At 66.1% G+C, this 26,212-nt stretch carries 23 protein-coding genes; 13 read left to right on the top strand and 10 right to left on the bottom strand.

From position 1 onward, the window contains the following. Positions 1-84: 84 nt before the first annotated feature. Positions 85-759, bottom strand: a complete 675-nt coding sequence (locus tag ABXH26_RS10070; protein ID WP_353566935.1) for a PEP-CTERM sorting domain-containing protein — start codon at positions 757-759, stop codon at positions 85-87. A gap of 53 nt (positions 760-812) precedes the next feature. Continuing rightward, on the bottom strand, positions 813-1,430 hold the full coding sequence (locus ABXH26_RS10075; RefSeq protein WP_353566936.1) for a hypothetical protein: 618 nt from the start codon (positions 1,428-1,430) through the stop codon (positions 813-815). Positions 1,431-1,569: 139 nt separating this feature from the next. Between ABXH26_RS10075 and ABXH26_RS10080 the strand changes: the two genes are divergently transcribed. Together ABXH26_RS10080 and ABXH26_RS10085 are read left to right on the top strand one after the other, a co-directional pair. Beyond that, on the top strand, positions 1,570-3,744 hold the full coding sequence (locus ABXH26_RS10080; protein ID WP_353566937.1) for a sensor histidine kinase: 2,175 nt from the start codon (positions 1,570-1,572) through the stop codon (positions 3,742-3,744). Next, the gene (locus tag ABXH26_RS10085) at positions 3,741-4,370 is read left to right on the top strand and encodes a response regulator (protein WP_353566938.1); all 630 of its coding nucleotides are present in this window, start codon (positions 3,741-3,743) and stop codon (positions 4,368-4,370) included. Before ABXH26_RS10080 ends, ABXH26_RS10085 begins: the two co-directional genes overlap by 4 nt. Before the next feature lie 10 nt (positions 4,371-4,380). On the opposite strand, the gene ABXH26_RS10090 is transcribed toward ABXH26_RS10085, so the two are convergent. Beyond that, the gene (locus ABXH26_RS10090) at positions 4,381-5,529 is read right to left on the bottom strand and encodes a PQQ-dependent sugar dehydrogenase (RefSeq protein ID WP_353566939.1); all 1,149 of its coding nucleotides are present in this window, start codon (positions 5,527-5,529) and stop codon (positions 4,381-4,383) included. A gap of 595 nt (positions 5,530-6,124) precedes the next feature. Between ABXH26_RS10090 and ABXH26_RS10095 the strand changes: the two genes are divergently transcribed. From ABXH26_RS10095 to ABXH26_RS10145, 11 genes are all read left to right on the top strand, one after another. Beyond that, a complete protein-coding gene (locus ABXH26_RS10095) occupies positions 6,125-7,471 on the top strand; it encodes a sigma-54-dependent transcriptional regulator (protein ID WP_353566940.1) in 1,347 nt (448 codons plus the stop codon). Positions 7,472-7,479: 8 nt separating this feature from the next. Further along, positions 7,480-7,803: an Hpt domain-containing protein gene (locus ABXH26_RS10100; RefSeq protein ID WP_353566941.1), complete on the top strand. Its 324-nt coding sequence runs from the start codon at positions 7,480-7,482 to the stop codon at positions 7,801-7,803. After that, positions 7,800-8,828 (top strand): PDC sensor domain-containing protein, encoded by a 1,029-nt coding sequence (locus ABXH26_RS10105; protein ID WP_353566942.1) that lies wholly within the window; start codon positions 7,800-7,802, stop codon positions 8,826-8,828. The genes ABXH26_RS10100 and ABXH26_RS10105 overlap by 4 nt, the downstream gene beginning before the upstream one ends. A gap of 38 nt (positions 8,829-8,866) precedes the next feature. Further along, positions 8,867-11,314 carry a hybrid sensor histidine kinase/response regulator gene (locus ABXH26_RS10110; RefSeq protein WP_353566943.1) on the top strand — a complete coding sequence of 816 codons (2,448 nt, stop codon included), beginning with the start codon at positions 8,867-8,869 and terminating at the stop codon, positions 11,312-11,314. Between the two features lie 47 nt (positions 11,315-11,361). Continuing rightward, positions 11,362-12,060, top strand: coding sequence for an alpha/beta fold hydrolase (locus ABXH26_RS10115; RefSeq protein ID WP_353566944.1), 699 nt, complete (start codon positions 11,362-11,364; stop codon positions 12,058-12,060). A gap of 17 nt (positions 12,061-12,077) precedes the next feature. Then, a complete protein-coding gene (gene menB, locus ABXH26_RS10120; protein WP_353566945.1) occupies positions 12,078-12,893 on the top strand; it encodes a 1,4-dihydroxy-2-naphthoyl-CoA synthase in 816 nt (271 codons plus the stop codon). Between the two features lie 237 nt (positions 12,894-13,130). Then, a complete protein-coding gene (locus ABXH26_RS10125) occupies positions 13,131-14,759 on the top strand; it encodes a DUF1194 domain-containing protein (protein WP_353566946.1) in 1,629 nt (542 codons plus the stop codon). Positions 14,760-14,857: 98 nt separating this feature from the next. Further along, positions 14,858-15,733: a 1,4-dihydroxy-2-naphthoate octaprenyltransferase gene (gene menA, locus ABXH26_RS10130; RefSeq protein WP_353566947.1), complete on the top strand. Its 876-nt coding sequence runs from the start codon at positions 14,858-14,860 to the stop codon at positions 15,731-15,733. Between the two features lie 90 nt (positions 15,734-15,823). Then, on the top strand, positions 15,824-16,783 hold the full coding sequence (locus ABXH26_RS10135; RefSeq protein WP_353566948.1) for an enolase C-terminal domain-like protein: 960 nt from the start codon (positions 15,824-15,826) through the stop codon (positions 16,781-16,783). Next, a complete protein-coding gene (locus tag ABXH26_RS10140) occupies positions 16,765-17,844 on the top strand; it encodes an AMP-binding protein (RefSeq protein ID WP_353566949.1) in 1,080 nt (359 codons plus the stop codon). Before ABXH26_RS10135 ends, ABXH26_RS10140 begins: the two co-directional genes overlap by 19 nt. A 230-nt stretch (positions 17,845-18,074) precedes the next feature. Next, positions 18,075-19,595, top strand: a complete 1,521-nt coding sequence (locus ABXH26_RS10145) for a PhoH family protein (protein ID WP_353566950.1) — start codon at positions 18,075-18,077, stop codon at positions 19,593-19,595. A gap of 127 nt (positions 19,596-19,722) precedes the next feature. On the opposite strand, the gene ABXH26_RS10150 is transcribed toward ABXH26_RS10145, so the two are convergent. The 7 genes from ABXH26_RS10150 to ABXH26_RS10180 all read right to left on the bottom strand — a co-directional run bounded on the left by ABXH26_RS10150 (position 19,723) and on the right by ABXH26_RS10180 (position 26,154). Then, positions 19,723-20,361, bottom strand: coding sequence for a cbb3-type cytochrome c oxidase N-terminal domain-containing protein (locus tag ABXH26_RS10150; protein WP_353566951.1), 639 nt, complete (start codon positions 20,359-20,361; stop codon positions 19,723-19,725). 15 nt (positions 20,362-20,376) lie between these two features. Then, positions 20,377-20,550 (bottom strand): hypothetical protein, encoded by a 174-nt coding sequence (locus tag ABXH26_RS10155; RefSeq protein ID WP_353566952.1) that lies wholly within the window; start codon positions 20,548-20,550, stop codon positions 20,377-20,379. Between the two features lie 33 nt (positions 20,551-20,583). After that, positions 20,584-23,118 carry a cytochrome-c oxidase, cbb3-type subunit I gene (gene ccoN / locus ABXH26_RS10160; protein ID WP_353566953.1) on the bottom strand — a complete coding sequence of 845 codons (2,535 nt, stop codon included), beginning with the start codon at positions 23,116-23,118 and terminating at the stop codon, positions 20,584-20,586. A gap of 13 nt (positions 23,119-23,131) precedes the next feature. Continuing rightward, positions 23,132-23,272, bottom strand: a complete 141-nt coding sequence (locus ABXH26_RS10165) for a hypothetical protein (RefSeq protein ID WP_353566954.1) — start codon at positions 23,270-23,272, stop codon at positions 23,132-23,134. Between the two features lie 80 nt (positions 23,273-23,352). Further along, positions 23,353-23,862 carry a hypothetical protein gene (locus ABXH26_RS10170; protein WP_353566955.1) on the bottom strand — a complete coding sequence of 170 codons (510 nt, stop codon included), beginning with the start codon at positions 23,860-23,862 and terminating at the stop codon, positions 23,353-23,355. Between the two features lie 318 nt (positions 23,863-24,180). Continuing rightward, positions 24,181-24,906, bottom strand: a complete 726-nt coding sequence (locus ABXH26_RS10175) for a putative 4-mercaptohistidine N1-methyltransferase (RefSeq protein ID WP_353566956.1) — start codon at positions 24,904-24,906, stop codon at positions 24,181-24,183. A gap of 33 nt (positions 24,907-24,939) precedes the next feature. Beyond that, entirely contained in the window at positions 24,940-26,154 is a 1,215-nt protein-coding gene (locus ABXH26_RS10180) for a M29 family metallopeptidase (protein WP_353566957.1), read from the bottom strand. Positions 26,155-26,212: the final 58 nt, after the last annotated feature.

Consider the following 26,212-nt stretch of genomic DNA (forward strand, 5'->3'; position numbering starts at 1 on the left):
CGGGGGGGAAAGGCGCGCCACACCATATCGACTCTGCAATTGGCGGGATTCCGTCGTCAATCTCCCGGCGTACGACGGGGCGGATCAGGCTCTGCTCCGGCGGCGAAGCAAGGCGAGTGTGCCGGCGAGGCCGAAGAAGACGGTGGTGGACGGTTCGGGGACGGGGGCGTAGGTGACGCCGTCCGACGGTCCCGAGCCGGTCTCGCGGGTGCCTTGGACGCCGGCCGAATTCCGGCTGTTGCGGACCGAAGCGTTGATTTGGTCGATGTTCGCGATCAGCGAGGCTTGGTCCGGAAGCGTGGTCGCGGACATGGTCTTGTCGATGTCGGTGAGGGAAAACAGTGCCTCGTTCCAGATGTAGCCGAGGGAGAGTTCGCCATAGGGAAGTTCCCGCGCACTCACCAGCAGGCTGGTGCTGCCGGCTTGATCGATGAGCGAAAGGATGACGGACAGGTTGTCGATCGTGGAAATGTCGCGCGAGCCGATCGTGCCCGAGACCATGGTGCCGTTGAACTGCCGGCCGAGGGCGCCTGATATGTTGAAGGGAGTGCTGGCGGTGTCGTAGCGGATCACGATGTCGAAGCCGTTGGACCCGACGTCACCATAGAAGGACTGGTTTTCAGGGAACCATGCCTGGGTCCCGGAAAAAGTGGAACCGCCGCTGATGGAATCGGCGGTGAGCCGCAGATCGACCACGGCGGCGTGGAGATTCGTGGCGATCGCGGCTGCGGTGAGCAGGGAAAAAACAAGGGCCTTCATGTTTCGTTTGTCTTGGGTGAGGGTCGGCTTTTTCAGCCGATCTCGTGGCTGAATCAGCGGCGGCGGAGCAGGGCCAGCGTGCCGGCGAGGCCGAAAAAGACGGCGCTGGACAGTTCGGGGACGGGGGTGAACACCCCGTCCTCCACGTTTCCGATGCTGGGATAGGCGGTGTCTTGATCGACGGTTGAGGGGCGCGAGGTGCTGGTGTCGTCGAAGATGATCCGGTTGATCTGGATGTAATGTCTGCCGGTGGATTCGTTGCGGGCGGTGAGGTCCAGCCACACGTCGGTGGGCGCGTTGCCGTTGATCTTCGGATCGGTCACCGTGAACGGCGAGAGCCCGGAGAATTCGCCGGGGCTGTTGCCTCTTCCTCCCCAGTTGGCCGGTGTGACTCCTCCTTGACGAACATAGGCGAAGGGGCTGAGCGCGGAGTTATATCCCGCGGTCGCCAGCGTGATGGTCGGGCTGGAAAGCGTCGCCGAAGTGCTGAATGCCGCCGTCAGGTCTTCATCAACACCATCGCCGGTGATGTCCGGGTTGAAGCTGCTGATGCCTCCCGCGCCACCGGCGGAGCCGAGGACATTTCTCGTGAGGTCGATCTGGACGATGGCTCCGTGGACGATGCCTGAGGAGAATGCGCCGAGTATTATGGGGAGCCTGATGTGCTTCATTTTGAATTCGTTTGCGTTTGTTCGCGCCGATCCGGCGATGATACACATCGGCCTCCGCCGCGGAATCCTCTGAACAGGGGATATTCTCATCCCCCGAGAGGCCCGGGTGGCTTCGCCCCCCACGCGAGAACCCCTTTTCATGAGTCCCTCCCCGATCCCATCCCGAGGTCCCGGTGGTCTGCCGCCGGTGGCGGTGATGGGCGCGGCGGTGGCGATCGGTCTGGCGGTGGTGGGGATGGTGACGATGATCGCGCACCGGCAGCCGTGGCTCGGGCTGAGCTTGAAACCGTCGGCGGATGGCGCGCTTGTGGCCGCGAGCGCCGGGCCGGCTGCGGGGATCGGGCGGGGGGCGGAGATCGAGGCGGTTTCGGGAAAAGGCGGCACGGTCCGGCTGCGCGCGCTGGACCTGGTGGCGGAGCCGGACGGGGCGATGGGCGACTACGGCACCTACCGGGAGTTCATCGAGCGACAGGACCGGCTGGCGGCGATGCTGGCAGCCGGAGAAGTCCGTCTCGCGATGGCCGATGGTGGCACGGAAACGCTGGTGCCGGATCCGCGGGGACGACCGTTTTCGTCGTTTCCGCCGGACTTCTGGGTGCAGCTGGCGGTGGGCCTCGCCGCGTGGTTGGTATCGGCCACCGTGTTCGCTTTCCGCCCGCGGGATGCCGGCGCCCGCTATCTGTTGCTGAGCGGGGCGGCGACGCTGTTGTTTTCGCCTGCGGCGGCGATCTACAGCACCCGGGAGCTGGCTCTGGACGGAAGCTTGTTCCGCTGGGCGAACGATCTGAATTTCCTCGGCGGGAGCTTGTTTGCGGCGAGCTTCGTGGCGCTGCTGCTGCACTACCCGCGACGGCTCGGCCCTGCCTGGGTGGGGATCGCGGTGGTGGCGCTTTTCGTCGGCTGGTTCGCGGCGCAGCAGGTGGGGCTGTTCGATTCGATGACCTTCGCTCGTCGTTTCCTGGTGATGATCGGCCTCGGGGCGACCTTCGCGCTGGCGGGCGTGCACTGGTTCCGGACCCGCCGCAAGCCGGTGGAACGGGCGGCGCTGCAATGGTTCCTGCTGTCGTGGATGCTGGGGACGAGCCTGTTCGGCCTGTTCATCCTGCTGCCGCAGTTGTTCGGGATCGATACCTCGCCGCTGCAGGGATATGCGTTTCTGCTTTTCCTGCTGGTCTACGGCGGGCTCGCCTTCGGGATCCTGCGCTATCGTCTGTTCGAGCTGGGCGTGTGGTGGCGGCGGGTCGCGCTGTGGACGCTCTCGGTGCTCTTGCTGGTGTTGCTCGACGTGATGTTCCTGCTCGGCCTGGAGATGTCGCCCGGCATTTCCCTGAGTCTCACGCTGGTGATCTGCGGGGTGGTCTGGCTGCCGCTGCGGACCTGGGCATGGAACCGTTTCCGCGGTACGCGGGACGCTCACCCGGCGGAGTGGTTCGGCCGCGTGATGGACGTGGCCCTCACGCCTTCGGCGGAACCGCGGAGCGAGCGGTGGCGGGATCTGCTGGGCGCGGTTTTTTCGCCGCTGGGTGTGGAGGCGGAAACGACCGAATGCCGCGAGGTGGCGATCGGGGATGACGGGCTTTTCATGACGGTCCCGGGAGTTGCCGGGCTGCCGGCGCGGCGGCTCGAATACGCGGCGGGCGGCCGACGCTTGTTCTCGCCGAAGGACGCCGCTCTCGCCGGTGAACTGGTGAAGGCGCTCGACCACGCTTTCGAGAGCCGCTCGGCGTACGAGGCCGGCGTGACCGAGGAGAGGAGCCGGATCGCCCGCGATATCCATGACAACATCGGCGCCCAGCTGCTCGCCGCGCTGCACAGTGCGGACGCGGACCGCAAGGATGCCAAGATCCGCGAATCACTGGAAGATCTTCGCTCGGTGATCAACGACTCGCCCGCGGAGGCATTGACGCTGGACGAGGTCTTCGCCGAGCTGCGGGTGGAGTCCGCCGAGCGGCTCGCCGCAGCGGGAATCGACCTGGACTGGGAAAGCGAAGGCTGCGACCGCACGGTGCTCGATGCGTCGATCGTCCACGCGCTGCGCTCGATCCTCCGGGAAGCGGTGAGCAACGTGATCCGGCATTCGAGGGCGCGGCGGGCCTCGGTGGAGGTCTTATGCGGCGACGGTTCGCTGCAGGTCCGGATTGAGGACGATGGAGACGGCTGCCGGGATTTCGTCGGAGCTCAGGGCAATGGTTTGGCCAACATGCGGGCGAGGCTGGTCCGTCTTGGTGGCTCGATGGAAATCTCCCGCCCGGACCGCGGAACCTGTCTTTCCATCCAGGTCCCCATTTCCCATGATGGAGCGCGGAAACCATGAAGCAGGTCCTCATCGTCGAAGACGTCGCGGAAACACGGGCCTGGCTCGGTGAACTCGTGCGGTCGGCTTTCGAGGATTGCATCATCCACGAGGCGGCGACGGTGGCCGCGGCCCGTGAGCTTTGGGAGCGGCACTCCTTCGAGCTCGCGCTCATCGACCTCGGGCTGCCCGACGGTTCCGGCCTCGATGTGTTGCGGACCCTCCGCAAGGCGAATCCATCGACGCTCTGCGTGATCACCACCGTGGTCGGGGATGATGCCCACATCGTCGCCGCGCTCTCGGCGGGTGCGCAGGGTTACCTTCTCAAGCAGCAGCCCGCCGAGCAGCTGAGCCGCCAGCTCGTCCAGCTCCACGAGGGCATCCCGGCGCTTTCGCCATCGATCGCCCGCCGGATCATGGAGCATTTCCGCATGACCGGGCCGGTGGCGGGGGATGATGCCGGGCTGAGCGAGCGGGAAAAGCAGACCCTCTCCCTGATCGCGCGCGGATGCCGCAATGCGGATGTGGCGGGAAATCTCGGCATCGCCGAATCGACGGTGGCGAGCCACATCAAGTCGATCTACCGAAAGCTCGGCATCTCCACCCGCGCCGAGGCGAGCTGGCATGCCACCCGGCTCGGTCTTTGATCGGGGCCCGTCATTGATCGACGACCTTCAGCACCGTGCCCTCAAGGCAGGTCAGGTAGAGTTCGCCGTCCGGATCCTCGCCGAAGGAGGAGACGAGGCCGATCTGGCCGCCCTCCGGCTTCCACGAATCGGTGTGATCCTGGAAATCCGTCACTTTGCCACCTTTCAGCACGAACGACCACAGCCGGCGGTTCTGGTAGTCGGCGAAAATGTAGCGGCCCTGGATGCCCTTGATTTTCCCGCGGTAAACGTAGCCTCCCGTGACGGAAAGGCCGTCCTTCGGGCCGGAGCCGTGGTCGTAGTCGTAGACCGGCTCGATGTAGTGCTCCTTCGGCTTGTTGCCGCCGACATCGGGCGTGCGGTGGGTGCCCTCGCGCAGCCGCCAGCCGAAGTTCGCACCGGCCCCTTCGCCCTTGGGGACGAAGTCGATTTCCTCCCACTTGTTCTGGCCCACGTCGCCGATCCACAGGTCGCCGGTCTTGCGGTCGAACGAGCAGCGCCAGGGATTGCGCAGGCCGTAGGCCCAGATCAGCTCCTGCGCGCCCTCCTGGCCGACGAAGGGGTTGTCGTCCGGGATCTCGATGCCGTGGTCCGGGGAAACATCGGCCCGCAGCAGCTTGCCGAGCAGGGTGTCGAGCTTCTGGCCGTTGCCGTGGGGATCGTTGCCCGCGCCCCCATCGCCGGTGCCGACGTAGAGGTAGCCGTCGGGCCCGAAGGCCAGCCAGCCGCCATTGTGGTTCTGCCACGGTTGCTTGTATTCGAAGAGCTTCTCGGCCTTCGAGTCGTCGGCCTTCTCGAAGTCCGGACCGACCGCGAAGCCGCGCTCGATGTGGCTGACGTGGTCCTTGTTGGTGTAGTTGATGTAGAACCGCCCCGACTCGGCGAAGTCGGGCGGGAAGGCGAGGCCCAGCAGTCCTTCTTCATTTCCGGCCCGGCTGACGCGGGAAACGATGTCAAGAAAGGGCTCGTCGGCGCGCTTGCCGGTCTTCGCATCGAGCTTCCAGATCTTTCCCGCCTGCTCGACCACCCAGAGGTGCTCCCGGTCCTGGGGCGGGGCGCCGACCCAGACCGGCCGGTCGAAGCCCGAGGCGAAGGTGACCGTGGTGGGCTCGGCGAAAAGCGGAGCGGCGAGGAGGAGGGCGGGAACAAGACAGCGCATTTCCGCCGAACGTGGGGTCGGCCCCGTTTTTGTCAAACCATGGAGCCAATCGCCCCGGAAGTGCAGCCAAACACTCCCGGGGCGAAGTTTACACCCTCACACAAAACCGTGCGTCCCAGGCAGGGAGCCATCCGGATCTGCGTGCCGAATCTGGGCGGATCCCGGCCGGCGGGAAACGCGATCCTCGGTCAGATCGGTGCAAGTGTTGCACAGGGACGCGATCGCGGAGGTGCCCGCGGGAGGAAAAGGAGGTGGTCTGGCGGCCGGGCAGCATCCCCATTTTTTGGCAGCGTCAAAGTGCTGCGCTCCTGTGGCTGCCCGGCCACGCGTGTTAGACCAGGGACCGATCGATCCCCTTTGGCTGCTTTTGGCAGCCGGCCGCCCCCCCGAGCGGCAGCTCTTGAATAGCTCCCCACGCGGACAAGAATCGATGAAATGGCGCTCGAAAGCGTGCATCATTTGCACGCCTACGAGATTACCCGACCTACGCGTTCTGTGTGACAAATTTCTTGGTCTGAGAATCGCCTCTTATTTAGGGTTCCGGACGGCCTTTGTGGCGGTGCCGGATGCATTTTTCCGGACCAGGAAAATGATCATGACCCCCTCTTCCGACCCGCCGAACCTGCTTCGGCGCATTGCGATCGTCGAAGACGATCCGGTATCATCCTCGCTTCTTGTGCAGCTCGTCCGCAAGTCGGGCTTCACGGGCATCCCCTTCGCCAGCTGCCGCGAGGTGGAGGTCGCCATCGCCGAGCCCGACCAGGCCTGCCCGTGGGACATGATGGTGGTGGATCTGGGCCTGCCCGACGGCGATGGCCAAGGGCTGCTCGAGCAGGTGAAGCGGCGTTTTCCGCAGCTCCCCTGCATCGTGCTCACCGCCCGCGATCGTGCCGAGGATGCCGTGAGGGCGCTGAAAAACGGAGCGGTCGATTACGTGGTGAAGCCCTATGATCCGGAGCGCTTCTTCGCGCTGGTCCGCAAGGTGGCGGAGAGCCACGAGCCGGATGTCGAGGAATTGCTCGACGAGGGCTATGCCTGGCGCTCGCCCGCCATGCTGCGGGTCCGCGAGCTGTTCCGGCAGGCGGCAGGGAGCCATCGGCCGGTCCTGATCGAGGGCGAGCCGGGGGTCGGCAAACGCCGCTTGGCCGCCCGCCTGCACGAGCTTTCCGGGAGCACCGTGGCCGGCTGGCTGGATGTCGATTGCGCCGTCATGCCGCCGCAGGAGTTCATGGCGCGGGTCTTCGGCGGCGAATACGTGAACCGGGCCGGCGCCGCCCTCAGCGCCAAGGGGCTGCTGAATGCGCGTCAGCCATCGACCCTGGTCCTGCGCCATGTGGAAGCCCTTCCCGCCGACTGCCAGCGGCACCTCACCGAGGCTCTGGGCAATGGCTACGCGACCGGTCCCTGCCGGGTGGTCACCATTTCCAGCCGGCCCGTGCAGGAGCTGCTGGGGGTGGCGGAGCTGGACCCCGACCTGGTCTACCGCCTTTCCGTCCTCCACCTGCCCGTGCCGGCCCTGCGCGAGCGACGGGTGGATCTGGTGAAGTACTGGGAGTTCGTTCTTTCCGGGCACAGCGTGAAGCACCGGCTGCGATGCCCGCGGCTCGACCGCTCGGCGCGGGAGTGGATCGCCGACCACCCGTGGCCGGGCAATCTCCACGAAGTGCGGGCTTCGGTGGAGGAGGTGATGGCCGATTCCCAAGGCGGTGAGATCTCCGCCCGTCAGCTGACGGCGAAACAGAGGACCTGGAGCCGCCAACTCGGCGATGCGAGCACCGAGCGGGACCGCAACCGCATGCACGAGCTGGAACGCGAGGCCCTGATCCAGGCGCTGCGGGCGGTGGGCGGAAATCGCCGCCGTGCCGCCAAGGCGCTGGGCGTGAGCCTGCGGACGATCTACAACATGCTCGACCGCCACGAGCTGCGGGAGCTGAAGTTTTGAACACGGAGATGACGTCCATCGACCAGCCGCTGATCGACCGCATGGAGGAGATGATCGGCGACGAGTTGCCGCCCATTTGCTTCCGCGGCATCGGGCAAATGCGGGACGGTTTGCGCGAGCTGCGGGAGGCGGAGGGAAACGTGGTCCGGGAGATCGCGCACCGCCTCAAGGGCGCCTCGTCGTCACTCGGCCTGGTGGCCCTCGCGCAGGAGTTTGCCGCGATCGAGGCGGAAAAGGACGGGCGCCGGCCGGCCGGAGAGTGGCTGGCCCGGGCGAAAGCGTTGGTGGCGGAGGCCGAAGCCTGGTTTTCCAAACGCTGGCCCGCCCGATGAAGGCCGCGACGTCACTCCCGTGCGGGCGCCGGACGATGGTCCGGCTGGCGGCGATTTCCCTGCTGGCGGCCGGTTGCCATCGCCAGTCCCCGTCTCCTCCGCCGCAGCTCGAGGTGCTGGGCCGGCGGCTGGAATCCGCGGTGGGCGCGGTCGAGGAACACTGCCGTTCGCTTTCCGCTCGGATCCGCGGGGTTTATGGCGATCTCGACCGTCTGGCTGAAGCCGCCGACGCGGACGCCTACGTGCTCGCGGAAAACGGCACGCTGTTCCGTCCCGACGCGATCGCCAGCGGCCGCCCGGCGGTGTTCGTTTCCGGCGTGGTGCCGGTGACGCCGGACATCCTGCGGGTGGTCAGGGCGACCGAGGCCATCGATCCCGATCTGGAACGGCTGGTCACGGACAACGAGCAGGTCGTGCAGGCCTACTACAACGACCATCACAGCTTCAACCGCATCTATCCGCCCTTCGACGTGGTGGTGCAGTATCCGCCGGGCATGAACATCCCGGAATACAACTTCTACTATCTGGCGGACGATGCCCACAACCCCGGCCGCGAGCCGGTGTGGGTGAAGGAACCCTACGTGGACCCGGCGGGGCGGGGGTGGATGATTTCCTGCGTGGCCCCGGTGCATGCCGGCGGGCGGCTGGAAGGGGTGTGCGGGCTGGATATCACGATCGACCGCCTGGTGCGCGATCTGGACTTCGATGGGAGAAATCCGTTTTACCTGCTGCTGGCCGAGGATGGCACGGTGGTGGCGACCGGGGAGGCGATGATCCAGGTGCTGAGGCTGCCGCCGCTGAAAAACCACCGCTACGTGGATACGGTGCGCTCGGACACCTTCCGCTCGGCGCAGTACAACCTTCACAAGAGCAGCTCGCTGGCGATCCGCGAGATGGCGGCGGAGGTGCTTGCGCCGGATGCCTCGTCGGCCCTGCTGGATCTCGACAACCGCCGCTGGGCCATCCACGTGCGGCGGATCCGGCACCTCGACTGGCGGTTGCTCGCCTTCATGCCACGCCGATGAGAGGCCGGAAATCCAGCACCCCCTGGACTGGGTGGATCTTGTGCGGGATCGGCCCGCTGAGCCTGTGGCACGTGCTCGCCATCTCGCTGGTGTTCATTTCCGTGGCCATCCTCTACTCGCGCAAGATCATGCGCGCGGAAACCCAGGCGGCCACCCTGCGCCTGCAGAGCTTCACCGCCGGGGCGGCGCGGCACTTGGAAAGCCAGTTCGACGGTTTGCGGGACGACTTCCGCCTGTTGGCCTCGCTCGATGCCTTTCACAGCTATCTTGATGCCGGTCCGTTGACGGAGCAGGACCGGCGGAACCAGGCGATGGTGCGGCGTTTCTTCGCCCGCCATCAGGAGTCGATCGAGGGCGTGCGCGTCGATCTGCGCACGGGCCGGACCTTCGAGATCCGGATCCTGCCGGGCAACTACCTCGATGTTTCCGCCCAGCGGCCGACGGCGGGAGGAGCGGAGGGGCCGACCTCATCGGTGACCCACGAGGGCGAGCGGCTGGTGGTGTCCGAGCGCCTGCCGGCCGGGCTGCACTCGGCGGTGGTGGCGGTGCATCTCGTGGTTCCGCACGCCGATTTCCTGAGGGCGGGGCTGGAGAGCTACATGATGGGGCAGTCGGAGCTGTGGATCTGGTCGGTGGAGGACGATGCCCGGCCGAGCCTGATCCGCCATCCGCTGTCGCCGGGCGGGACCCACTTCGAGGTGCCGCCCGAGGTGCTGGAGTTTTGCCGCCAGCTCCTCGCCGAGGGGCTGGAGGGGATTCGCGAGCACGAGGTGGCGTTCCCTGACAAAAGGCCGGTCGTTTCCGTGTTCAACCCGCTGCGTCTGGCGGGCGAGCCGCTGGGGCTGGTGTTTTCCTCCGAAAAGGACCGGCACCTGGCCAGCCTGCACCGTTTGTCGGGCTTCCTGCTGATCGTGTTCTCGGGCGGGCTGGTGCTGATGGGGGCCTGGTTCGGTTTTTCCTACCTCCAGATCCGGCGCTCGGAGGCTGCGGCGGTGGCCGCCCGCAAGGACGCCGAGACCGCCGCGCGGGCGAAGAGCGACTTCGTGGCGGCGATGAGCCACGAGGTGCGCACGCCGCTGCACGGGATCCTCGGCTATGCGGAGCTGCTGCGGCAGAGCGGCCTGACCGGGGAGCAGCAGCGGCACATCGGGATCGTGCGGAAATGCGGCGACCACTTGCTGACGCTGCTCAACGACATCCTCGATTTCTCCCGGCTGGAGGCCGGCGCGCTGGTGCTGCGGGACGATGAGTTTTCGGCGGCGGACCTGGTGCGGGAGGTGGTGGAGCTGCTTTCCACCGCCGCCCAGGCCAAGGGATTGACGCTGGACGGCCACGTGGGCTCCGGCCTGCCGCTGCGGGTCCGCGGCGATGCCGGCCGGGTGCGGCAGGTGCTCTTCAATCTGGTCGGCAACGCGATCAAGTTCACCCCCTCCGGCGGGGTGGCGGTGCGGGTCTCGCCGGCGGCGGGCGGGCGGGTGCGCTTCGAGGTGGCGGATACCGGCATCGGCATCGCGGCGGGGCAGGACGAGCTGCTGTTCCAGCCCTTCAGCCAGATCGATCGCTCGAGCTCGCGTTCCTTCGAAGGCACCGGCCTGGGGCTGGCGATCTGCCGGCGGCTGATCCGCCAGATGGGCGGCGAGATCGGCTTTGAAAGCGCGCCGGACCTGGGCAGCACCTTCTTTTTCGAAATCCGGCTGCCGGAAGTGGCGACCTCGCTCGATCGGGTGCTCGACGGCCGGCGCCTGCTGTGGGTGGGAACGCCGCCCGCGGAGGGCTTCGCCGGCCAGGTGGCGATGCTCGGGGCCTCGCTGGAGTGCCTGGCCGAGCCCCTGGCGGCGCTGCATCGGATGCGCACCCAGCCGCCGGACCTGTTGCTGATCCATGGCACCGAGCCCGGCGGCGACTGCGCGCGTCTGGCCTCGGCGCAGGCGGGAACGGTCGGGATTCCCTGCGCGCGGGTGATGGACGGGGCGGACGATGTCTGCCGGGCCGGAAGCGCCTGTTGCGTGGGGATCGTGCTGCCGACGGAGCTGCGGCCGCTCGGGGAAAAGCTGGTTTCGCTGATGAAACCTCCGCCGCCCCCGCCGCCGCGAGCCCGGCCGGAGGGGGCGGTGTTGATCGTGGATGACAGCGAGGTGAACCGCAGCCTGCTGGCCGCGCTGCTGCGGCGGCACGGGCTTGCGGTGACGGAGGCCGGCGGCGGTCGGGACGCCCTCGAGGTCCTCACCCGGCGGGCTTTTCAGCTGATCTTCATGGATGTGGAAATGCCCGGCATGGACGGGCTGGAAACGACCCGCCGCGTCCGCGAAATGGAGGCGTCGGCGGGGATGGCGCCCATGGCCATCGTGGGATTGTCGGCGCACGCCTTCCATGAGGACCGCGAGCTGGCGCTGGCGGCGGGCATGAACGACTACCTGACCAAGCCCCTCACGCTGGAGGCGCTCGATCGGGTGCTCGTCCACTACGCCGGGCCCACGGCGGCTTGATGGCGGCCGGTCTTGCCACCGGCGGGGGAGCGGGGGATGGTCGGCCGATGCTGGGGACGATCTGGTGCCTGCACGGCGCGGTGGGAATGGCCGAGGACTGGCGCGGGTTCGCCGTGCCGGGCTGGGCGGTGAAACGGGTGGACCTGTGGCGTTTTCTGGACTGCTGCCCGATGCCGCTGGAGGCCTTCGGCAAGGCACTCAACGAGGAGGCGGCCGCCGTTTCCGGAAGGAAAGTGCTGCTCGGGTACTCGATGGGCGGGCGGCTGGCCCTGCACGCACTGCTGGCCGGTGGACCGTGGCAGGCGGCGGTGATCGTGTCGGCGCACCCGGGGCTCGAGGATGCGGGGGAAAGATCGGCCCGCCTCGCGCGCGATGCCGAATGGGCGGCCGCGGCCCTGAAGGGGGAGTGGCGCGATTTCCTGAGCCGATGGAACGCCCAGCCGGTGCTGGGGGGCGATGCCGCCCTGCCCGACCGCATGAAGCTGGAGCCGCGGCGGAACCCGGTGGCGCGGAGCTTCATGGACTGGTCGCTCGGCGCGCAGGAGCCGCTGGGGGAAAGGCTCGGGGAAATCCGGTGTCCGGTGCTGTGGGTGGCGGGGGAGCGGGACGGGAAATTCCGCGCCCTCGCGGAGCGGGCGGCTGGTCCGGAGAAATGGATCGCGCCGGGGGCCGGGCATCGCGTGCCATGGGAGAGCCCGGAGTTTCCGGGCATCGTCGGGGAATTCCTTGAGCGCTCCGTTTCCTAGGCCACACTCGCCGCACCATGTGGACCGCAGTGCGTGAATTCGAGGACATCCGCTATGAGACGACGGATGAGGGCCAGATCGCCAAGATCACCATCAACCGCCCGGAGGTGCGCAACGCCTTCCGGCCGCAAACGGTGAAAGAAATGCTCGTCGCGCTGGAGCTGGCCCACGAGGACCCGGAGGTCGGCGTGATCATCCTGACCGGCGAAGGGGAAAAGGCGTTCTGCTCCGGCGGCGACCAGAAGGTGCGCGGCCACGCGGGCTATGTGGGCGATGACGGCGTGCCGCGGCTCAACATCCTGGACGTCCAAAAGAAGATCCGCCAGATGCCGAAGCCGGTGGTGGCGATGGTGGCGGGCTACGCCATCGGCGGCGGCCACGTGCTGCACGTGGTGTGCGACCTGACGATCGCCGCCGACAACGCCCGCTTCGGCCAGACCGGACCCAAGGTGGGTTCGTTCGATGGCGGCTTGGGATCGAGCTACCTGGCCCGCATCGTCGGCCAGAAGAAGGCGCGCGAAATCTGGTACCTATGCCGTCAGTACGACGCCCGGCAGGCGCTCGAGATGGGCCTGGTGAACACGGTGGTGCCGCTGGCCGATCTGGAAACGGAAACCCTCCAGTGGTGCCGGGAAATGCTGGCTCACTCGCCGCTCGCGCTGCGCTGCCTGAAGGCCTGCCTCAATGCCGACTGCGACGGCCAGATGGGGCTCCTCGACCTCGCCGGCAATGCCACCCTGCTCTACTACATGAGCGAGGAAGCCAAGGAGGGGAAAAACGCCTTCGTCGAGAAGCGGAAGCCGGACTTTTCGAAGTTCCCGCGGGTGCCTTGAGGAGGCTGGGATCGGATGGGGCGGGGACGGAGTTTGTCCGCATTTCTTGCTTGAGTGCGGGACGAGCGGGTTTCAATCTGATAGCCCTGAAAAAGGGAGAAGCCCCTTTTTCCGAACAACCAACCCCCGTGAGGAATGAAAACTCGTTGCTCTCCGCTCCACCGCTATGCCGCCATTTTTGGCACCGCGTCCGCGCTTTGCATGCCGGCCGCGCTTCAGGCGCAAACGTCGCCCATCATGGTTGATCTCGAGCTCGCGCTCGTGACCGACACTTCCGGTAGCATCGACACCACGGAGTTTGATCTCCAGCTGGATGGCTATGCCCAGGCCTTCCGGAATTCCCAACTCCACTCGGCGATTTCCGGTGGCCTGGCGGTGTCGCTGATTTATTTCGACTCCTCGGCGGGAGTCGGCATCCCGTGGACGGTCCTGACCGGCGCCGCGGATGCCCTCGCCTTTGCCGACTTGCTCGACAACTTCATCCGCCCCAGTTCCGGCGGCACCAACCCCGCGGCCGGCATCAACCTCGCCACCAGCGAGATTTTCGGAAACAACATCGAGAGTTCCCGACAGGTGATCGATGTGTCCGGCGATGGCGACGGCGATCCCACGGCGGACGCCGCCGCCCGGGATGCCGCGCTGGCCGCCGGCGTCGATGTCATCAACGGGCTGCCGATCCTCGATGGGAGCACGACGCTGGAGCAGTATTACATCGACAACATCCAGGGAGGCAGCGGTGCGTTCACGATTCCGGCTGACTCGTTCGCCGACTTCGATGCCGCGATCCTGAGCAAGCTCGGGCGCGAGATCGGCTTCGAGGTCACCGATGCCGGAAGGCTCGTCACTTCGACCTTGCGGACGGCGTCGGTCGCGGTGGCCCGGACGGTCACGCGGGACGTGGGTGGCCGGCTTTTCCGGCTGCGTACCGGAGTGATGACGGAGCCGGAAACCTACTCCGAGCCCGCTCCGCCCTACAGCTCGAAGGGCGGAATGGCCAAGGGGGGCATGGCGAAGGAGCCCATCGTCATGACCCGGACCTGCCCGTGGGAGGTCTACGGCCAGGTCTACTACTCGTCCGAGGATGACGACGCCCAATACCGGACGATCCGCGGTACGGCGGCGGCGATCCGCCAGCTGCTGCAGGATGAGGTTTCCACCGATACCTTTGGAGGGATGGTGGGCGTCGAGTATGACTTCAATACGAACTGGTCCGCGGGATTCGCGGTCAGCGGGGCCAATTCCGACATCAAGATGAGGAATCTCGGCAGCGCCGACGTGGATACCGTGGCCTTGATTCCCTACGTGTCATACCGCCGGCCGATCGGGGCGAGCATGGGCTTCTATGCCGACGCCCTCTACGCGTACGGCATGACGAGCTACGACACGATCCGCTTCCCCGGCGGGGCGCGCGGCGACACCGACGGGGACTTCCATAACCTCGAGTTCAACACCGGACTCAACATGATCCACGGGTCGTTTGTCCATGGGCCCTACGGGCAGCTGCGGTGGCTCGATGGGGACATCGACGGTTACAGCGAGGTCGGAGCCGGGGCGCTGACTTTCCAGGATGCGTCCTACAAGTCCTTGGCCAGCCAGCTCGGCTACCAGGTTTCCTACCCGGTCAAATTGAGCGCTGGAACCCTGGCACCGCAGGTGCGCGTGGCTTGGGAGCACGAGTTCGAGGACGATCAGGGATCCGTCGGCGGCATCCCGCTGGCCGGGACCGATGAGGATCTCCTCGTGGCCGGGGTGGGCGTGGGCTGGTATCAAAGCTGCGGCCTGAACGTGGGCCTCGACTACGAGGCCCGCATCGGAGGAGACAGCGAGTCCCACTACGTCGGCGCCAAGATCGGCTACGAATTCTGACGGGGTGTTGCCATCCGTCGCCGAAACGGCCGTCCCGCCTGCCGGGCCGGCCGTTTTTTTGATGGCGGCGGGGCGGGCGGGAGACTTTTTTCGGCGGCGTGATCCGCGCGTTGCTGCTCGCCACCCGTCCGAAAACGCTGCCTGCGGCGGTGGTCCCGGTGTGGGCCGGCTGCGTCCTGGCTTGGAAGCTTTCCGGATCCTGGAACCCGGTGCTCGGCGTTTGTACCCTGCTGGGGGCGCTCGGGATCCAGATTGCGACCAATTTTTTCAACGACGCCATCGATTCCGCAAAGGGTGCCGATACCGCGCGGCGGACCGGTCCGAGGCGGGTGACTGCCAGCGGCCTCATGAGCCCCCGGGCGGTGTTCATCTCGGGCGGGGCGTTCCTGTTGCTGACCGTGGCCTGCGGGGTGCCGCTCTATCAGGCGGCCGGCTGGCCGATCCTGTTGATCGGCGTGGTCTCGATGTATCTCTCCTATGGCTACACCGGCGGACCCTTTCCACTGGCCTACCGCGGGATGGGCGAGCTGTTCGTGATCCTGTTCTTCGGCCTCGTCGCGGTGACCGGCACGGTTTTCATCCAGCTGCAGGAGTGGCGCTGGGAGGCCCTGCTGCTCGGCGGACAGGTCGGCCTGCTCTCGGCGGTGCTTATTTCCATCAACAACCTGCGCGACCGGGTGGAAGACGCCGGCACCGGCAAGCACACGCTGGCGGTGCGCTGCGGTCCGAAGGTGGCCCGGCTGATGATCTGGGCGGAGGTGAAAACGCCGGCGCTGCTCGGGCTCGTGTGGATCTTCATCGGCCTGCCGTGGCTCTTTCTGGCCACGCTGCCGGTGTGGACCCTCGGTCTGCGGATCAGCTGGGGGGCGATGTCGATGGACGAGGGTCCCGGCATGAACCGCCTGCTCGCCCTGGCCGCCCTGCAACTCGTGGCCTTTGCCGCGTTGTTTAACGTGTTCGCCGTGATGCTGTAGCTTCGCCCGGGAGGGGTGCCCCGGGCGGGGCCGGGAAAAGCCCCGGCAATATCCGTTTGGAAATCCCCCCCGGCCGGTCAAGGGTCGCGCGTGGCCGACGACCTTTGGTTTTGGAAATACAAGCTGACCGCCCGCCAGCCGCTCAATGCGAAGAGCCCGCGACGCGAATTCAGCGGAGCGCTGGTGCGGATCGGCGAAGGCTTCGCCTGCCTGCATCCATGGCCCGAATTCGGCGATCCGGACCTCGCCAAGTGTCTGTCGGATCTTCAAGGGCCGCGGCGTTGGCCGATCGTCCGGCGCGCCGTGCGCTGCGCCGCCGAGGATGCCGATGCCCGTTTCATCGGAGATGCCCTGCTGGAGGAAATCGACGTCCCGCAGAGCCACGCCACGCTGCCATGGCAGGACGAGAGGATCCTGGAAAGCGCCGTGGAGAAAGGTTTCGCCCACGTGAAGCTGAAGATCGGCCGGGACGCGGAAACGGAGGCCGCTTATCTGAAATCCAGCGCCGCGAAATACCCCCAGCTCCGCTGGCGCCTCGATGCCAACGAGGCCTTCGAGCCGGGGGAAGCCGCCGCTTTCCTGCTCGGCCTCCCCGAGGACCTACGCTGGAAGATCGACTTCGTGGAGGATCCTTGTCCCTACTCCACCACCACCTGGCCCGAGCTGCGGCAGCGCTGCAAGGTGCCGCTGGCCGTCGATTGCGAGGCCGCGCCCGTGACCGATGCCGCGCAGGTGATGGTGATCAAGCCGGCGGTCGATGAACCGTGGCTGCTGGCCGAGGCCGCCGCCTCGCGAGGGCAGCAGGTGGTGGTGACCAGCTCCATGGAACATCCGCTCGGGCAATGCTCCGCAGCGTGGGAGGCCGCCAAGCTCAACGTCCAGTTCCCCGGCCTGGTCGGCGTGTGCGGCCTGCAGACCCACCACCTTTTCACTCCCAGCGACTTCGCCGAGCGCCTCGGCCGGTGGTCGCCCGAGTTCAAGCCGCCAGGCGGCACCGGCCTCGGATTCGATGACCTCCTCGAGCGGCTGCCATGGAAGAAGCTCTCTTGATGGATCCCGCGTTCTGGGCCGCCACGACGGCCCACGCGCCGGGCGCGGAGTTTCCGGAGGTCGAGGGCGATCTTCCGGGTCTCGTCTATTTCCAGACCTCAGGATCCACCGGCGAACCGAAATGGATCGGCCTGACCCGCGAGGCGCTGCTGCTCTCCGCGGCGGTCGTCAACCGCCACCTCGGCGTCACCGGCGACGATACCTGGGGCCTGCTCCTGCCGCTCCACCACGTCGGCGGGTTCGGCGTGGTGGCCCGTGCCTTCGAGGCCGGGTGCCGCCTGTCACGGCTGCCCGGAAGGTGGGATCCCGTGACCGCTCTCGACTGGCTGACGCGGGAAAAAATCAGCCACTGCCCGATGGTTCCGGCCCAGGTTCATGACCTCGTGGCCGCCGGCTTGCGGGCGCCCGCGGAGCTGCGGACCATCGTTGTGGGTGGCGGATCGATGAGCGACGAGCTGGGCCGCTCCGCCCGCGGGCTCGGCTGGCCGGTGTTGGCGAGCTACGGCATGACCGAGGCCGGCTCGCAGATCGCGACGCAGTCCTTGGAACAACGACAGCTCCCGTTCCACGCCGCGCCCATTCCTCTGTTGCCCCACTGGCAGGCCTGCGGTGGTCCCGATGACCGGCTGGAGATCGAGGGCGCCGCGCTTTTTTCCGGCATGCTCACCCCGTCCGCTGGCCGCCTGCGCTACCAGCCGCGGGCGCCGGGCCGCTTCGCCACCACCGATCGGGTGCAGCTGGATGGCAGGGAAATCACCGTGCTCGGCCGGTCCGACCGGCGGGTCAAGGTGCTCGGCGAGCTGGTGGACCTCGATTCGATCGAGTCCCGCTTCGAGTCGTCCATTCTCGTCGCGCTGCCGGATCCGCGGCGAGGCTCGCGGCTTGTTCTCGTGACCTCGCTCGCCGCCTCCGGCGAGCAGGTGGCCGCCTTCAACCGGGAGGTCGCCGGGCCGTGGAGGATCGATGCCGTGCTCCACTGTGACGAGCTTCCCCGGACGCCCCTCGGCAAGCCCGACCGGCGGGCCGCCGGCCGGTTGGCCTCCGCGCGCTCGGCCTGCTGACCAGGATCGCCCGAGAGGGCTGGCATCCGCTGTGCTCAAGCGCTTTCCGGTGAACGAAACGACCTCTGAATTTCATTGCCAACGCCTTGCCCCGGGCAATACTTCAGAAGCCTTGAATATTTTGTTCAAACGTTTTTCGCGCCGTTGCGAAATCGCGGTGCCCGGGGGCGGTCCGGGTGGCCGTTCGCCTTCCACCGTCCACTCCTAAACCCCGAAACACCCCTGTTTCAATGATCCAGCCGATCGACGACTCCCAATCCAACCTTTTCGAAGAAATCAAAGGCAAACCGGGAGGCGCGACGCGAAAGGCGAGATCCAGGCGCCAGTCGGAGGCCGTGGAATTCGGGCTCCAGGCACCCTCCCAGGTGGTCAAGAACTTCGTTCTCGATACCAACGTCCTGATCCACGATCCCGGCTGCCTTTCCCGCTTCAAGGAGCACCATCTTTGCATTCCCGTCGACGTGCTGGCCGAGCTGGACCGCTTCAAGTCCGAGCAATCCGAACGCGGTGCCAACGCCCGCCGCGTGCACCGGCGGCTCACGGACCTTTTCTCCAGTTCGGATGCCATCACCACGGGCGTGCCGACCGAGGGCGGAGGCACCGTGCGGATGGTCATCTACGATCCCCTGAGCTGCCCGAAAAACTCGGAGATGCTCAATCACTTCCATCGCGTCTTTCCCGACAAGGAGCGGGTCGATCACCGCATCATGGCCGCCACGCTGCTCCTGATGCAGCATAATACGGCACCCGTCGTACTTGTGACGAAGGACATCAACCTCCAGCTCAAGGCCAGGGCGGTGGGCATCGAGTGCGAGGACTATCTCAACGACAAGGTCGATCCCCGCGAGGTGACGACCTACGACATCCGTCGTATCGAGGTCGATCCCTCCGAGCTTCAGCGCTTCGCCAGCTCGGGCGAGCTGGTGATCCCCCACGAAAGGCGGGTGGAGGTGGTGCTGAACCAGTACGTGCTGCTGGAGGCCGGCGAAAAGCAGACCATGCCCGCACGCCTGGCCAGCGAGGGCCGCTTGGTGCGGCTTCAGGTGCCGGACGCGCTGAAGATTCCCGACGGCGTGGCCCTGAAGCCGATGAACCTCGGCCAGCGTTGCCTCATTGATGCGCTGCTCAATCCCGAGATTTCGCTGGTGACCTGCTATGGCCATGCCGGCACCGGCAAGACGCTGATCGCGGTGGCGGCCGGGCTCCATGAAATGTTCAACCGCAAATACAACGGCCTGACCGTGAGCCGGCCGGTCGTCGCCATGGGCGAGCAGATGGGGTTCCTCCCCGGGACCCTTGAGGAGAAGATGCGGCCGTGGCTGCAGCCGATTCATGACGCCCTGGAGCTGCTGATGTGTCCGCCCTCTCCTTCCGGCCCGCGGCGCAAGCAGAAGCAGGTCGACTCCGGAGCCAAGAAGCCCTACGAGGTGCTGCTGGACCAGGGCATCATCGAGATCGAGGCGCTGGCCTACATTCGCGGCCGTTCGATTCCCAATCGCTTCTTCGTGCTCGATGAGGCGCAGCAGCTCACGCCGCAGGAAGCCAAGACGGTGGTCACCCGCATGTCGCGCGGCTCGAAGCTGGTGATGGTGGGCGACCCGGCCCAGATCGACAATCCGTATGTGGACAGCCGCAGCAACGGTCTCGTCTACACGCGCAACCGGCTCAAAGGGCAGCCTTTTGTGGCGCACGTCCCGCTGAGCCGGGGCGAGCGTTCGGAACTTGCCGAGGCGGGAGCCACGCTGATGTGAGCCGCCCGCTGGCGGTCGCGAGGGCGACGAAACGACACGAGCTTATCGTTTTCCGCAGAAAGAAAAAAAGAGCGGCCTCCCGACAGGAGGCCGCCTTTTGTTTGAGGGCGGGAGAAGATTCAGAGGTTCAAAGGCCGAACTCCTTGCGGTTCTTCGAGATGATGAAGGACGTCACGTCGGCAATCTGCTCGGGAGAGAGCATCTGGCCCCAGGCCTGCATGCGGGCGCCATTGTAGCCGGCGGCGTCGGCGGGGGTGCCCTCGTTGATCAGCTTGAAGATGTCCAGCGGTTCGGAGCCGTATTCCCAGACGCCGTCATCGAGCGGACGACCGGGCAGCGGGATTTTCTGGTCGCCGACCGCCATGGTGGCGCTGAGGTCCGCGGCATGGCAGGCGACGCAGTTGGTGGTGAAAATCGCCTCCCCGGCCGCCACCTTTTCCGGATCGGTGGCCCACTGGTTGATCAGGGTCTCGTTGTCGAGGTTGGCAAGCGTGCTGGCCAAGGCCGCGGACTTGTCGTCCTCAATCTGCTCCAGCCTGGAGGTGATCTTCTGCTGGTCGGTGCGGTAGGTGCCGGTGTGGTAGTAGAGCACCCAGTAGATCACGAACCAGGCGATGGCGAAGTAGAAGGTGAACAGCCACCAGTTGGGCAGCTTCTGGTCGAACTCCTGGATGCCGTCGTACTCGTGCTTGCGAAGGATGACCTCGCCCTTCTTGGAGGCGAAGTCCCCGCGCTTCGGTTCTTCGGATGGGGATGAATCGGACATGTTGGTGGAGGCGGATTAGGGTTTGTTGCCGGGTTGCTCGTCGAGGGGCAGGCTGGAAAGGCGCTCCCGTTCGGTCGGGCGGATCCGGAGGGCGCGGATGGTGCTCACGATGAAGACGGTGAACATGATGCCGAAGGCGATGACGGGCACGATGGTCATCCAGTCATCATAGATGATTCGCTTGAACATGATTGCGGGTCGGTTGGCGATTCCGGGGTGGGATCAGGGCTGGGCAATGGAGGCCGTTTCGCCCTTTCCGGCAGCAGCGGCGCGGACATTGCGATAGGAATCCGGATCCAGCGGCACCGGCTCCTTCTTACCTTCCTTCTCGACAATGCGGTAGGTGCCGAGCTTCTGGACGTAGGCGATCAGGGCGACGACTTCGCGCTCGGCGAGGTAGCCGGCGAGTTCGTCCCCGGACAGGTTTTCGGCGCCCTCGGGAGGCAGCACCTTGGCGGCGGCGAGGCTCTTGGCGATCTCGATGGCCTGGAACTTGGCGTTGTCCTGGATTTCCTCCGGCGACATCGGCGGGTAGGGCACGCCGACCTTGGACTGGATGGCGATCTTGCCCGGCAGCGACTTGATATCGGTCTTTTTCTCGAACAGCCACGGGTAGCATGGCATGTTAGACCCTTCCGAGGTCTGCCGAGGATTCATGAAATGGTTGTAGTGCCACACGTTATCGCGCTTGCCGGAGCGCATGTACTTCGCCCCTTGGACGAGGTCGCCTCCTTCATGGGCGAGATCCGGGCCGGTGCGCTTGGAACCCCACTGGAAAGGATGGTCGTAGAGGGATTCGCCGAGGTGCGAGTAGTCGTCGGTCTTGCCGGCGTGGGAATAGCGCATCACGTCCGGCAGCAGCGTGCGGATCATCTGCGAGTGGCAGTTGTAGCAGCCTTCGGAGACGTAAACATCGCGCCCTGCGAGCTCGAGCGGCGTGTAGAGCTCCTGCAGGCGGCCTTCGACGTTCTTTTCCCGGTTCACGATGAGCGAGGGAATGATCTGCACGGCACCGCCAATGGCGACGGCGAAGAAAACCAGCAGGGTGAAGGGCAGGTAGTTGTGGAGCAGGCGCTCGTGCCAGCTGATCCAGTTCTCCTTGTGCTTCTTGAAGGCGGTGATCGCCTTGATGGACGTCAGCACGGCCAGCACCAGGGCCACCTTGTCGCCGTGCGGCGGCAGGAAGAACCACATGCAGAGGAACACGAGACCGAGGATGATGTAGGACAGCGGGTCGTTGAAGATGGTCTTCGGCAGCGGCATGTCGTCCATTTTTTCCTCGGGAACCGCGACTTCCACGGTGTCGTCCTGAGGCTGGCCGGCGCGGGCGGTCTTCCAGATGTTCACGGCGCAGAGGACGAAGCCGAAGAGGAACAGGCTGCCGCCGATGGAGCGGAGGATGTACTCCGGCTGGATCGCCTTCAGCGTTTCCACGAACTCATACTTGAGGGTGGTGCCGCCTTCCGCGACTTCGCCGAGCATCAGGCCCTGCATCACGCCGGCCGTCCACATGGCGGCCACGTAGAGGAGGATGCCGACCAGGGCGACCCAGAAGTGGAGGTTGGCGAGGGCGACGGACCACAGCTTCGTCTTATAGAGGCGCGGGGCGAGCCAGTAGAACATGCCGGCGGCCATGAGGCCGTTCCAGCCGAGCGCCCCGGAGTGGACGTGGCCGATGGTCCAGTCCGTGTAGTGCGAGAGCTGGTTCACCGCGCGGATCGAGAGCAGCGGGCCTTCAAAGGTCGCCATGCCGTAGAAGGTCACGCCGGCGGCGAAGAACTTGATGACCGGATCGGTGCGGAGCTTGTTCCACGCCCCGCGGAGGGTCAGCAGACCGTTGAGCATGCCGCCCCAGGAGGGCGCCCACAGCATGAGGGAGAAAAGCATGCCGAGCATTTGCAGCCAGCGCGGCAGGGCGGTGTTCAGCAGGTGGTGCGGACCGGCCCAGATGTAGATGAAGACCAGCGACCAGAAGTGAATGATCGACAGGCGGTAACTGTAGACCGGGCGGTTGGCCGCCTTCGGCAAAAAGTAATACATGATCCCGAGGATCGGGGTCGTGAGGAAGAAGGCGACGGCGTTGTGGCCATACCACCACTGCACCAGCGCATCCTGCAAGCCGCCGAAGATCGGGTAGGAGTGGGTGAAGGAGGTGGGCAGCTGGAGGTTGTTGACGATGTAGAGCATCGCCACCGTCACGATGGTCGCGATGTAGAACCAGAGGGCGACGTAAAGGCTGGGCTCGTTGCGCTTCGCCAGCGTCCAGAAGAAATTGACCGCGAAGACAACCCAGATGAGCGCCACGGCGATGTCGATGGGCCAGATCAGCTCGGCGTATTCCTTGCTCTGGGTGAGGCCCAGCGGAAGGGTGACCGCGGCCGCCACGATGATCAGCTGCCAGCCCCAGAGGTGGATTTTCGTCAGCAGATCGGACGCCATGCGCACCTTGCACAGCCGCTGGGTGGAGTAGTAAACGCCGGCGAAGATCATGTTTCCGACGAAGGCGAAGATCACCGCGTTGGTGTGCAGCGGTCGCAGCCGGCCGAAGGTCAGGAACGAGACGCCGTCGGCATGGAAGGCGCCCGCGGTGAGCGCTTCGAGGAACTTGCCGTTCATTTGCCACCAGGAGAGCTGGGTGGCGCAGATGACGCCGACGAGCATGCCGACCAATCCCCAGAGGATTGAAAAGAACATGAACTGCCGGACCGACTTGTCGTCGTAGGTGATGGTGGTGGTGCTGCTGGCGGGGTTGCTCATGATGGGAGCGGGTTTAGTTTTCGTCTTCGAAAGGAAGGAGGCTGTCCCGTTCAGGGGAGGAGTTCCTGGAACGCCGGAACTCGCCGATGAAGCAGACCACGAAGATCCCGGCGAGGCAGGAACTGACGAGGATGGTCAAGGCGATGACGTTCATGGTGGGTCGAATCAGAGCGGCCGGGTGGTCCGGGGTCGCCGCGTGGATTGCGCGAGAATGCGCGGATCCTGCGCCAGGAGTCAGGCTGCCTGGAGGTGGTTGAACCACTCGAGGAAACTATCGGCCACCAGCGGCGCGAGACAGCGGGAGGGGAAGCCCGAGGGATCCAGGATGATGTGGTAGCCCTCGCCGCCGCTCTCCGGCAGGCCCAGGGCTGCCTTGAACCCACGGGGATCCCCGGCCAGCGCGATGAAGGCCCCGGCGTGGTTGATGACGATGTGGCCACGGCGGGCGAGGGCGACGAGCACCTCACCCACGTTCGCCGGATCGCCTGCCGGCGAAACGGTCGGCTCGCCGAGGCCGATCAGGCGGCGCTGGGCGGCATCGGCGGCGATGGTTTCGATCACCGCCGCATCGAGGGCGATCCAGTTTCCCCCTGAGGATTCGTCGAATTCGTTCAGGTGGCGTGCGATGGCGGCGGCGCAGGACGGGCGGGAGAGTTCGCCGGTATCGAGCAGGATGAAGGGGGCTCCCTCGCTGACGTCGGCAAGAAGCCAGTGATGGAAATCGGTGAGAGTGGTGACGGGCATGGACGCGGGTTTCGAGATTGTGCCGGATGCTCGGTTTCCAAGATCGATCGCGCTCCGCGTGGGGTGTGCAAGAGTGCGCGGATTCTGGCGTCCGGCCGCGGGGGCCCGCACTTTTCACCCCCCATCGAATTCAGCGCGGAAAAACTCGCCGGCTTCCTCGCCGTGCTCGGGAGACATCGGCGGCCCGCTGCCGGGCCCGAAGCCGCCGGACCACGAGGCCGTAGTTGCCGGGGGTCCCGCCGCTGAAACCCCTGACTTTCAGAATACGGGCCCGGCGTCTCCCGCCGTGTAGACGAGGGTGAAACGGTCCTGCGTTTTTCAGCGCCGCTGCCAGAGCGTGACCTGCGAGGAGGTCCACTGGAACTTCCTCGCGGTCTCCCGGATGAGGAAGGGCTCGTCGGCGGTTTCGAGCAGCTCGAAGTCCGCGTCGAGCTCCCGGTGGAGCCAGTCGAGAGTCGGGCCATCCGGCCAGTTCTCCATCGGGGTGAACTCGCCGAGCCACGTGCAGGGCGTGGCCAGCATCAGCTCTCCGCCGGGGAAAACGAGGCCCGGCAGCCGGCGGAGCAGCTTGTCGGGATCCGGCAGGCGACACAGGAGGTTGGCGGCGTGGACGCGGTCGAAGCGGCCGAGGTCGTCGCGCAGGTTCATGGCATCGCCCTGCTCGAAGGTGACGCGCGCGGGATGCACGCCGTCCGGCAGGCTCGCCATGAGTTCGGTGGAAACGCGGCCTTCGTCGAGGCGGCGGTAGGGAGCCGGGCCGGATCGGAGCGCTTTGGCGACGTCGATGAAGGCGTGGGAGAAATCGATGCCCAGCACCGAATCGCAAGTACGAGACATCTCGTAGCTCGAACGACCGACGGCACACCCGAGATCCAGGCCGCGGCCGCCGTTTCCGCGGAAGCGGGCGCAGGTCCTGGCGGGGAAACCGAGCGCCTCCCTCATGCCGGCGGGAGCCGAGGGAGGCAGGATTTCCTCCGGGCTTCCGTAGTGGAAGAGGAGGTACTCGGAGACCAGCTTCTCCGATTCGTAGGGGTTGGGAGGCATGATGGCTTGGCGGATGAAATCCGCCGCCACGGATCAGTCCCGGCCTTCGGCGAGGGCGTCCATGATGTAGCGCGACGGGCGGAAGTTCTCGATGATGATCTCCTGCTTGCCGCCGCGGTTCATGCGGACTTCCTTGACGTTGAAGTTGGGCGTCTTGTGGGGCGCGAAGAGGATGTCGTCGTGGGTCGAGTTCTCGTGCTTTTTGAACATCTCCGGCACGATGTCGCCACCGAGGTGGTCATCGCGGCCGGTGGCGAGGTGGCAGGTGCCGAGCACCTTCTCGTCCTGAATGTCGGCGCCGGAAACGGGCAGCACCTGGGTGCCGAAACCGAGCTCGCCGAGGGTGCCGGTCATCGGGTCGTCGGCCAGGCGCGCGTTGTGGGCGTCAATGGTCGCCTGGTCGCCCTCGATCAACTCGGACTTGATGATGTTGCGGTCCTTCACGGTCAGGACGCCGAGCGTGCCGTCCTCGTATTTCATCGGGAAATGGCCGTGGGCGTCGCTGGGCACGAAATACACCTCGCCGGCGGGCAGGTTGGCGACGTCCGGCGCCTTGCCCTTGCACAGGCCGTGGGACTTCTGCGCTTCCTGCTGCGCCAGCCCGAGCCAGGCGGTGAGGATGCGGCCGTCTTCGAGCTCGAAATCGATCTCCACGTCGTCGGCCTTGGTCATGGCAAGCCGGATGCGCTCGGCGTCCGCGGAGACCTCGTCGTAGTTCACCGCGAGGCCCGAGTTGAGAATGATGTCGTTGAGGCCGTGGAGCGTCGCGCCACGGAAGCCGAACTCCTTGCATTTCGCGGTCAGCGGCGCGGTGGCCGACCAGGTGGAGATGCAGAGGATGATGTCATAGTTCGGATAGATGTCGGCATCGAGGGAAAGCTGGTGACCCTGCGTGTCCCAGACTTCGTCCTCGAGATCGAGGTTCGAGCCGTGGGTCGTCTTGTAGGCGAAAAAATCACCGCCGGTCATGCCGAGGGCGTCCATCGCGCCGCCGTGAAGGGCTTGATGGACGGCCTCGTAGGCTTTGTTCTGCACCGGAAACTCCGGCTTGCCGACGAAGGCCATGTCCTTGATCTCGGCGGCCGGGTCATCGAAGTCGGTCAGAATGCACACGCGGCAGCCGGCGGTCGGCTCGAACACGGTGCCGAGGAGGCGGACGACGTCGAAAGGCGGGAACTGGCGGTTTTCCGGGTGAAGGAGGATTTCCTCCGAAAGGTAGTCCGGCAGGGCGGGGCTGGCAGTGCTCATGAGGAGTCAAACTAGAGGTGCGGGAAGGCCACGCAAGCGGAGTTTTGCGCAGATCCTG

The organism is Haloferula sargassicola, from assembly GCF_040362925.1.
Taxonomy (GTDB): domain Bacteria; phylum Verrucomicrobiota; class Verrucomicrobiia; order Verrucomicrobiales; family Akkermansiaceae; genus Haloferula; species Haloferula sargassicola.

Bases quoted from the DNA above. Each gene is read 5' to 3' on its own strand.
- ABXH26_RS10070 (WP_353566935.1), bottom strand. From the start codon at position 759: ATGAAGGCCCTTGTTTTTTCCCTGCTCACCGCAGCCGCGATCGCCACG.
- ABXH26_RS10075 (WP_353566936.1), bottom strand. From the start codon at position 1,430: ATGAAGCACATCAGGCTCCCCATAATACTCGGCGCATTCTCCTCAGGC.
- ABXH26_RS10080 (WP_353566937.1), top strand. From the start codon at position 1,570: ATGAGTCCCTCCCCGATCCCATCCCGAGGTCCCGGTGGTCTGCCGCCG.
- ABXH26_RS10085 (WP_353566938.1), top strand. From the start codon at position 3,741: ATGAAGCAGGTCCTCATCGTCGAAGACGTCGCGGAAACACGGGCCTGG.
- ABXH26_RS10090 (WP_353566939.1), bottom strand. From the start codon at position 5,529: ATGCGCTGTCTTGTTCCCGCCCTCCTCCTCGCCGCTCCGCTTTTCGCC.
- ABXH26_RS10095 (WP_353566940.1), top strand. From the start codon at position 6,125: ATGACCCCCTCTTCCGACCCGCCGAACCTGCTTCGGCGCATTGCGATC.
- ABXH26_RS10100 (WP_353566941.1), top strand. From the start codon at position 7,480: ATGACGTCCATCGACCAGCCGCTGATCGACCGCATGGAGGAGATGATC.
- ABXH26_RS10105 (WP_353566942.1), top strand. From the start codon at position 7,800: ATGAAGGCCGCGACGTCACTCCCGTGCGGGCGCCGGACGATGGTCCGG.
- ABXH26_RS10115 (WP_353566944.1), top strand. From the start codon at position 11,362: ATGCTGGGGACGATCTGGTGCCTGCACGGCGCGGTGGGAATGGCCGAG.
- menB (WP_353566945.1), top strand. From the start codon at position 12,078: ATGTGGACCGCAGTGCGTGAATTCGAGGACATCCGCTATGAGACGACG.
- ABXH26_RS10125 (WP_353566946.1), top strand. From the start codon at position 13,131: ATGGTTGATCTCGAGCTCGCGCTCGTGACCGACACTTCCGGTAGCATC.
- ABXH26_RS10140 (WP_353566949.1), top strand. From the start codon at position 16,765: ATGGAAGAAGCTCTCTTGATGGATCCCGCGTTCTGGGCCGCCACGACG.
- ABXH26_RS10145 (WP_353566950.1), top strand. From the start codon at position 18,075: ATGATCCAGCCGATCGACGACTCCCAATCCAACCTTTTCGAAGAAATC.
- ABXH26_RS10150 (WP_353566951.1), bottom strand. From the start codon at position 20,361: ATGTCCGATTCATCCCCATCCGAAGAACCGAAGCGCGGGGACTTCGCC.
- ABXH26_RS10155 (WP_353566952.1), bottom strand. From the start codon at position 20,550: ATGTTCAAGCGAATCATCTATGATGACTGGATGACCATCGTGCCCGTC.
- ccoN (WP_353566953.1), bottom strand. From the start codon at position 23,118: ATGAGCAACCCCGCCAGCAGCACCACCACCATCACCTACGACGACAAG.
- ABXH26_RS10165 (WP_353566954.1), bottom strand. From the start codon at position 23,272: ATGAACGTCATCGCCTTGACCATCCTCGTCAGTTCCTGCCTCGCCGGG.
- ABXH26_RS10170 (WP_353566955.1), bottom strand. From the start codon at position 23,862: ATGCCCGTCACCACTCTCACCGATTTCCATCACTGGCTTCTTGCCGAC.
- ABXH26_RS10175 (WP_353566956.1), bottom strand. From the start codon at position 24,906: ATGCCTCCCAACCCCTACGAATCGGAGAAGCTGGTCTCCGAGTACCTC.
- ABXH26_RS10180 (WP_353566957.1), bottom strand. From the start codon at position 26,154: ATGAGCACTGCCAGCCCCGCCCTGCCGGACTACCTTTCGGAGGAAATC.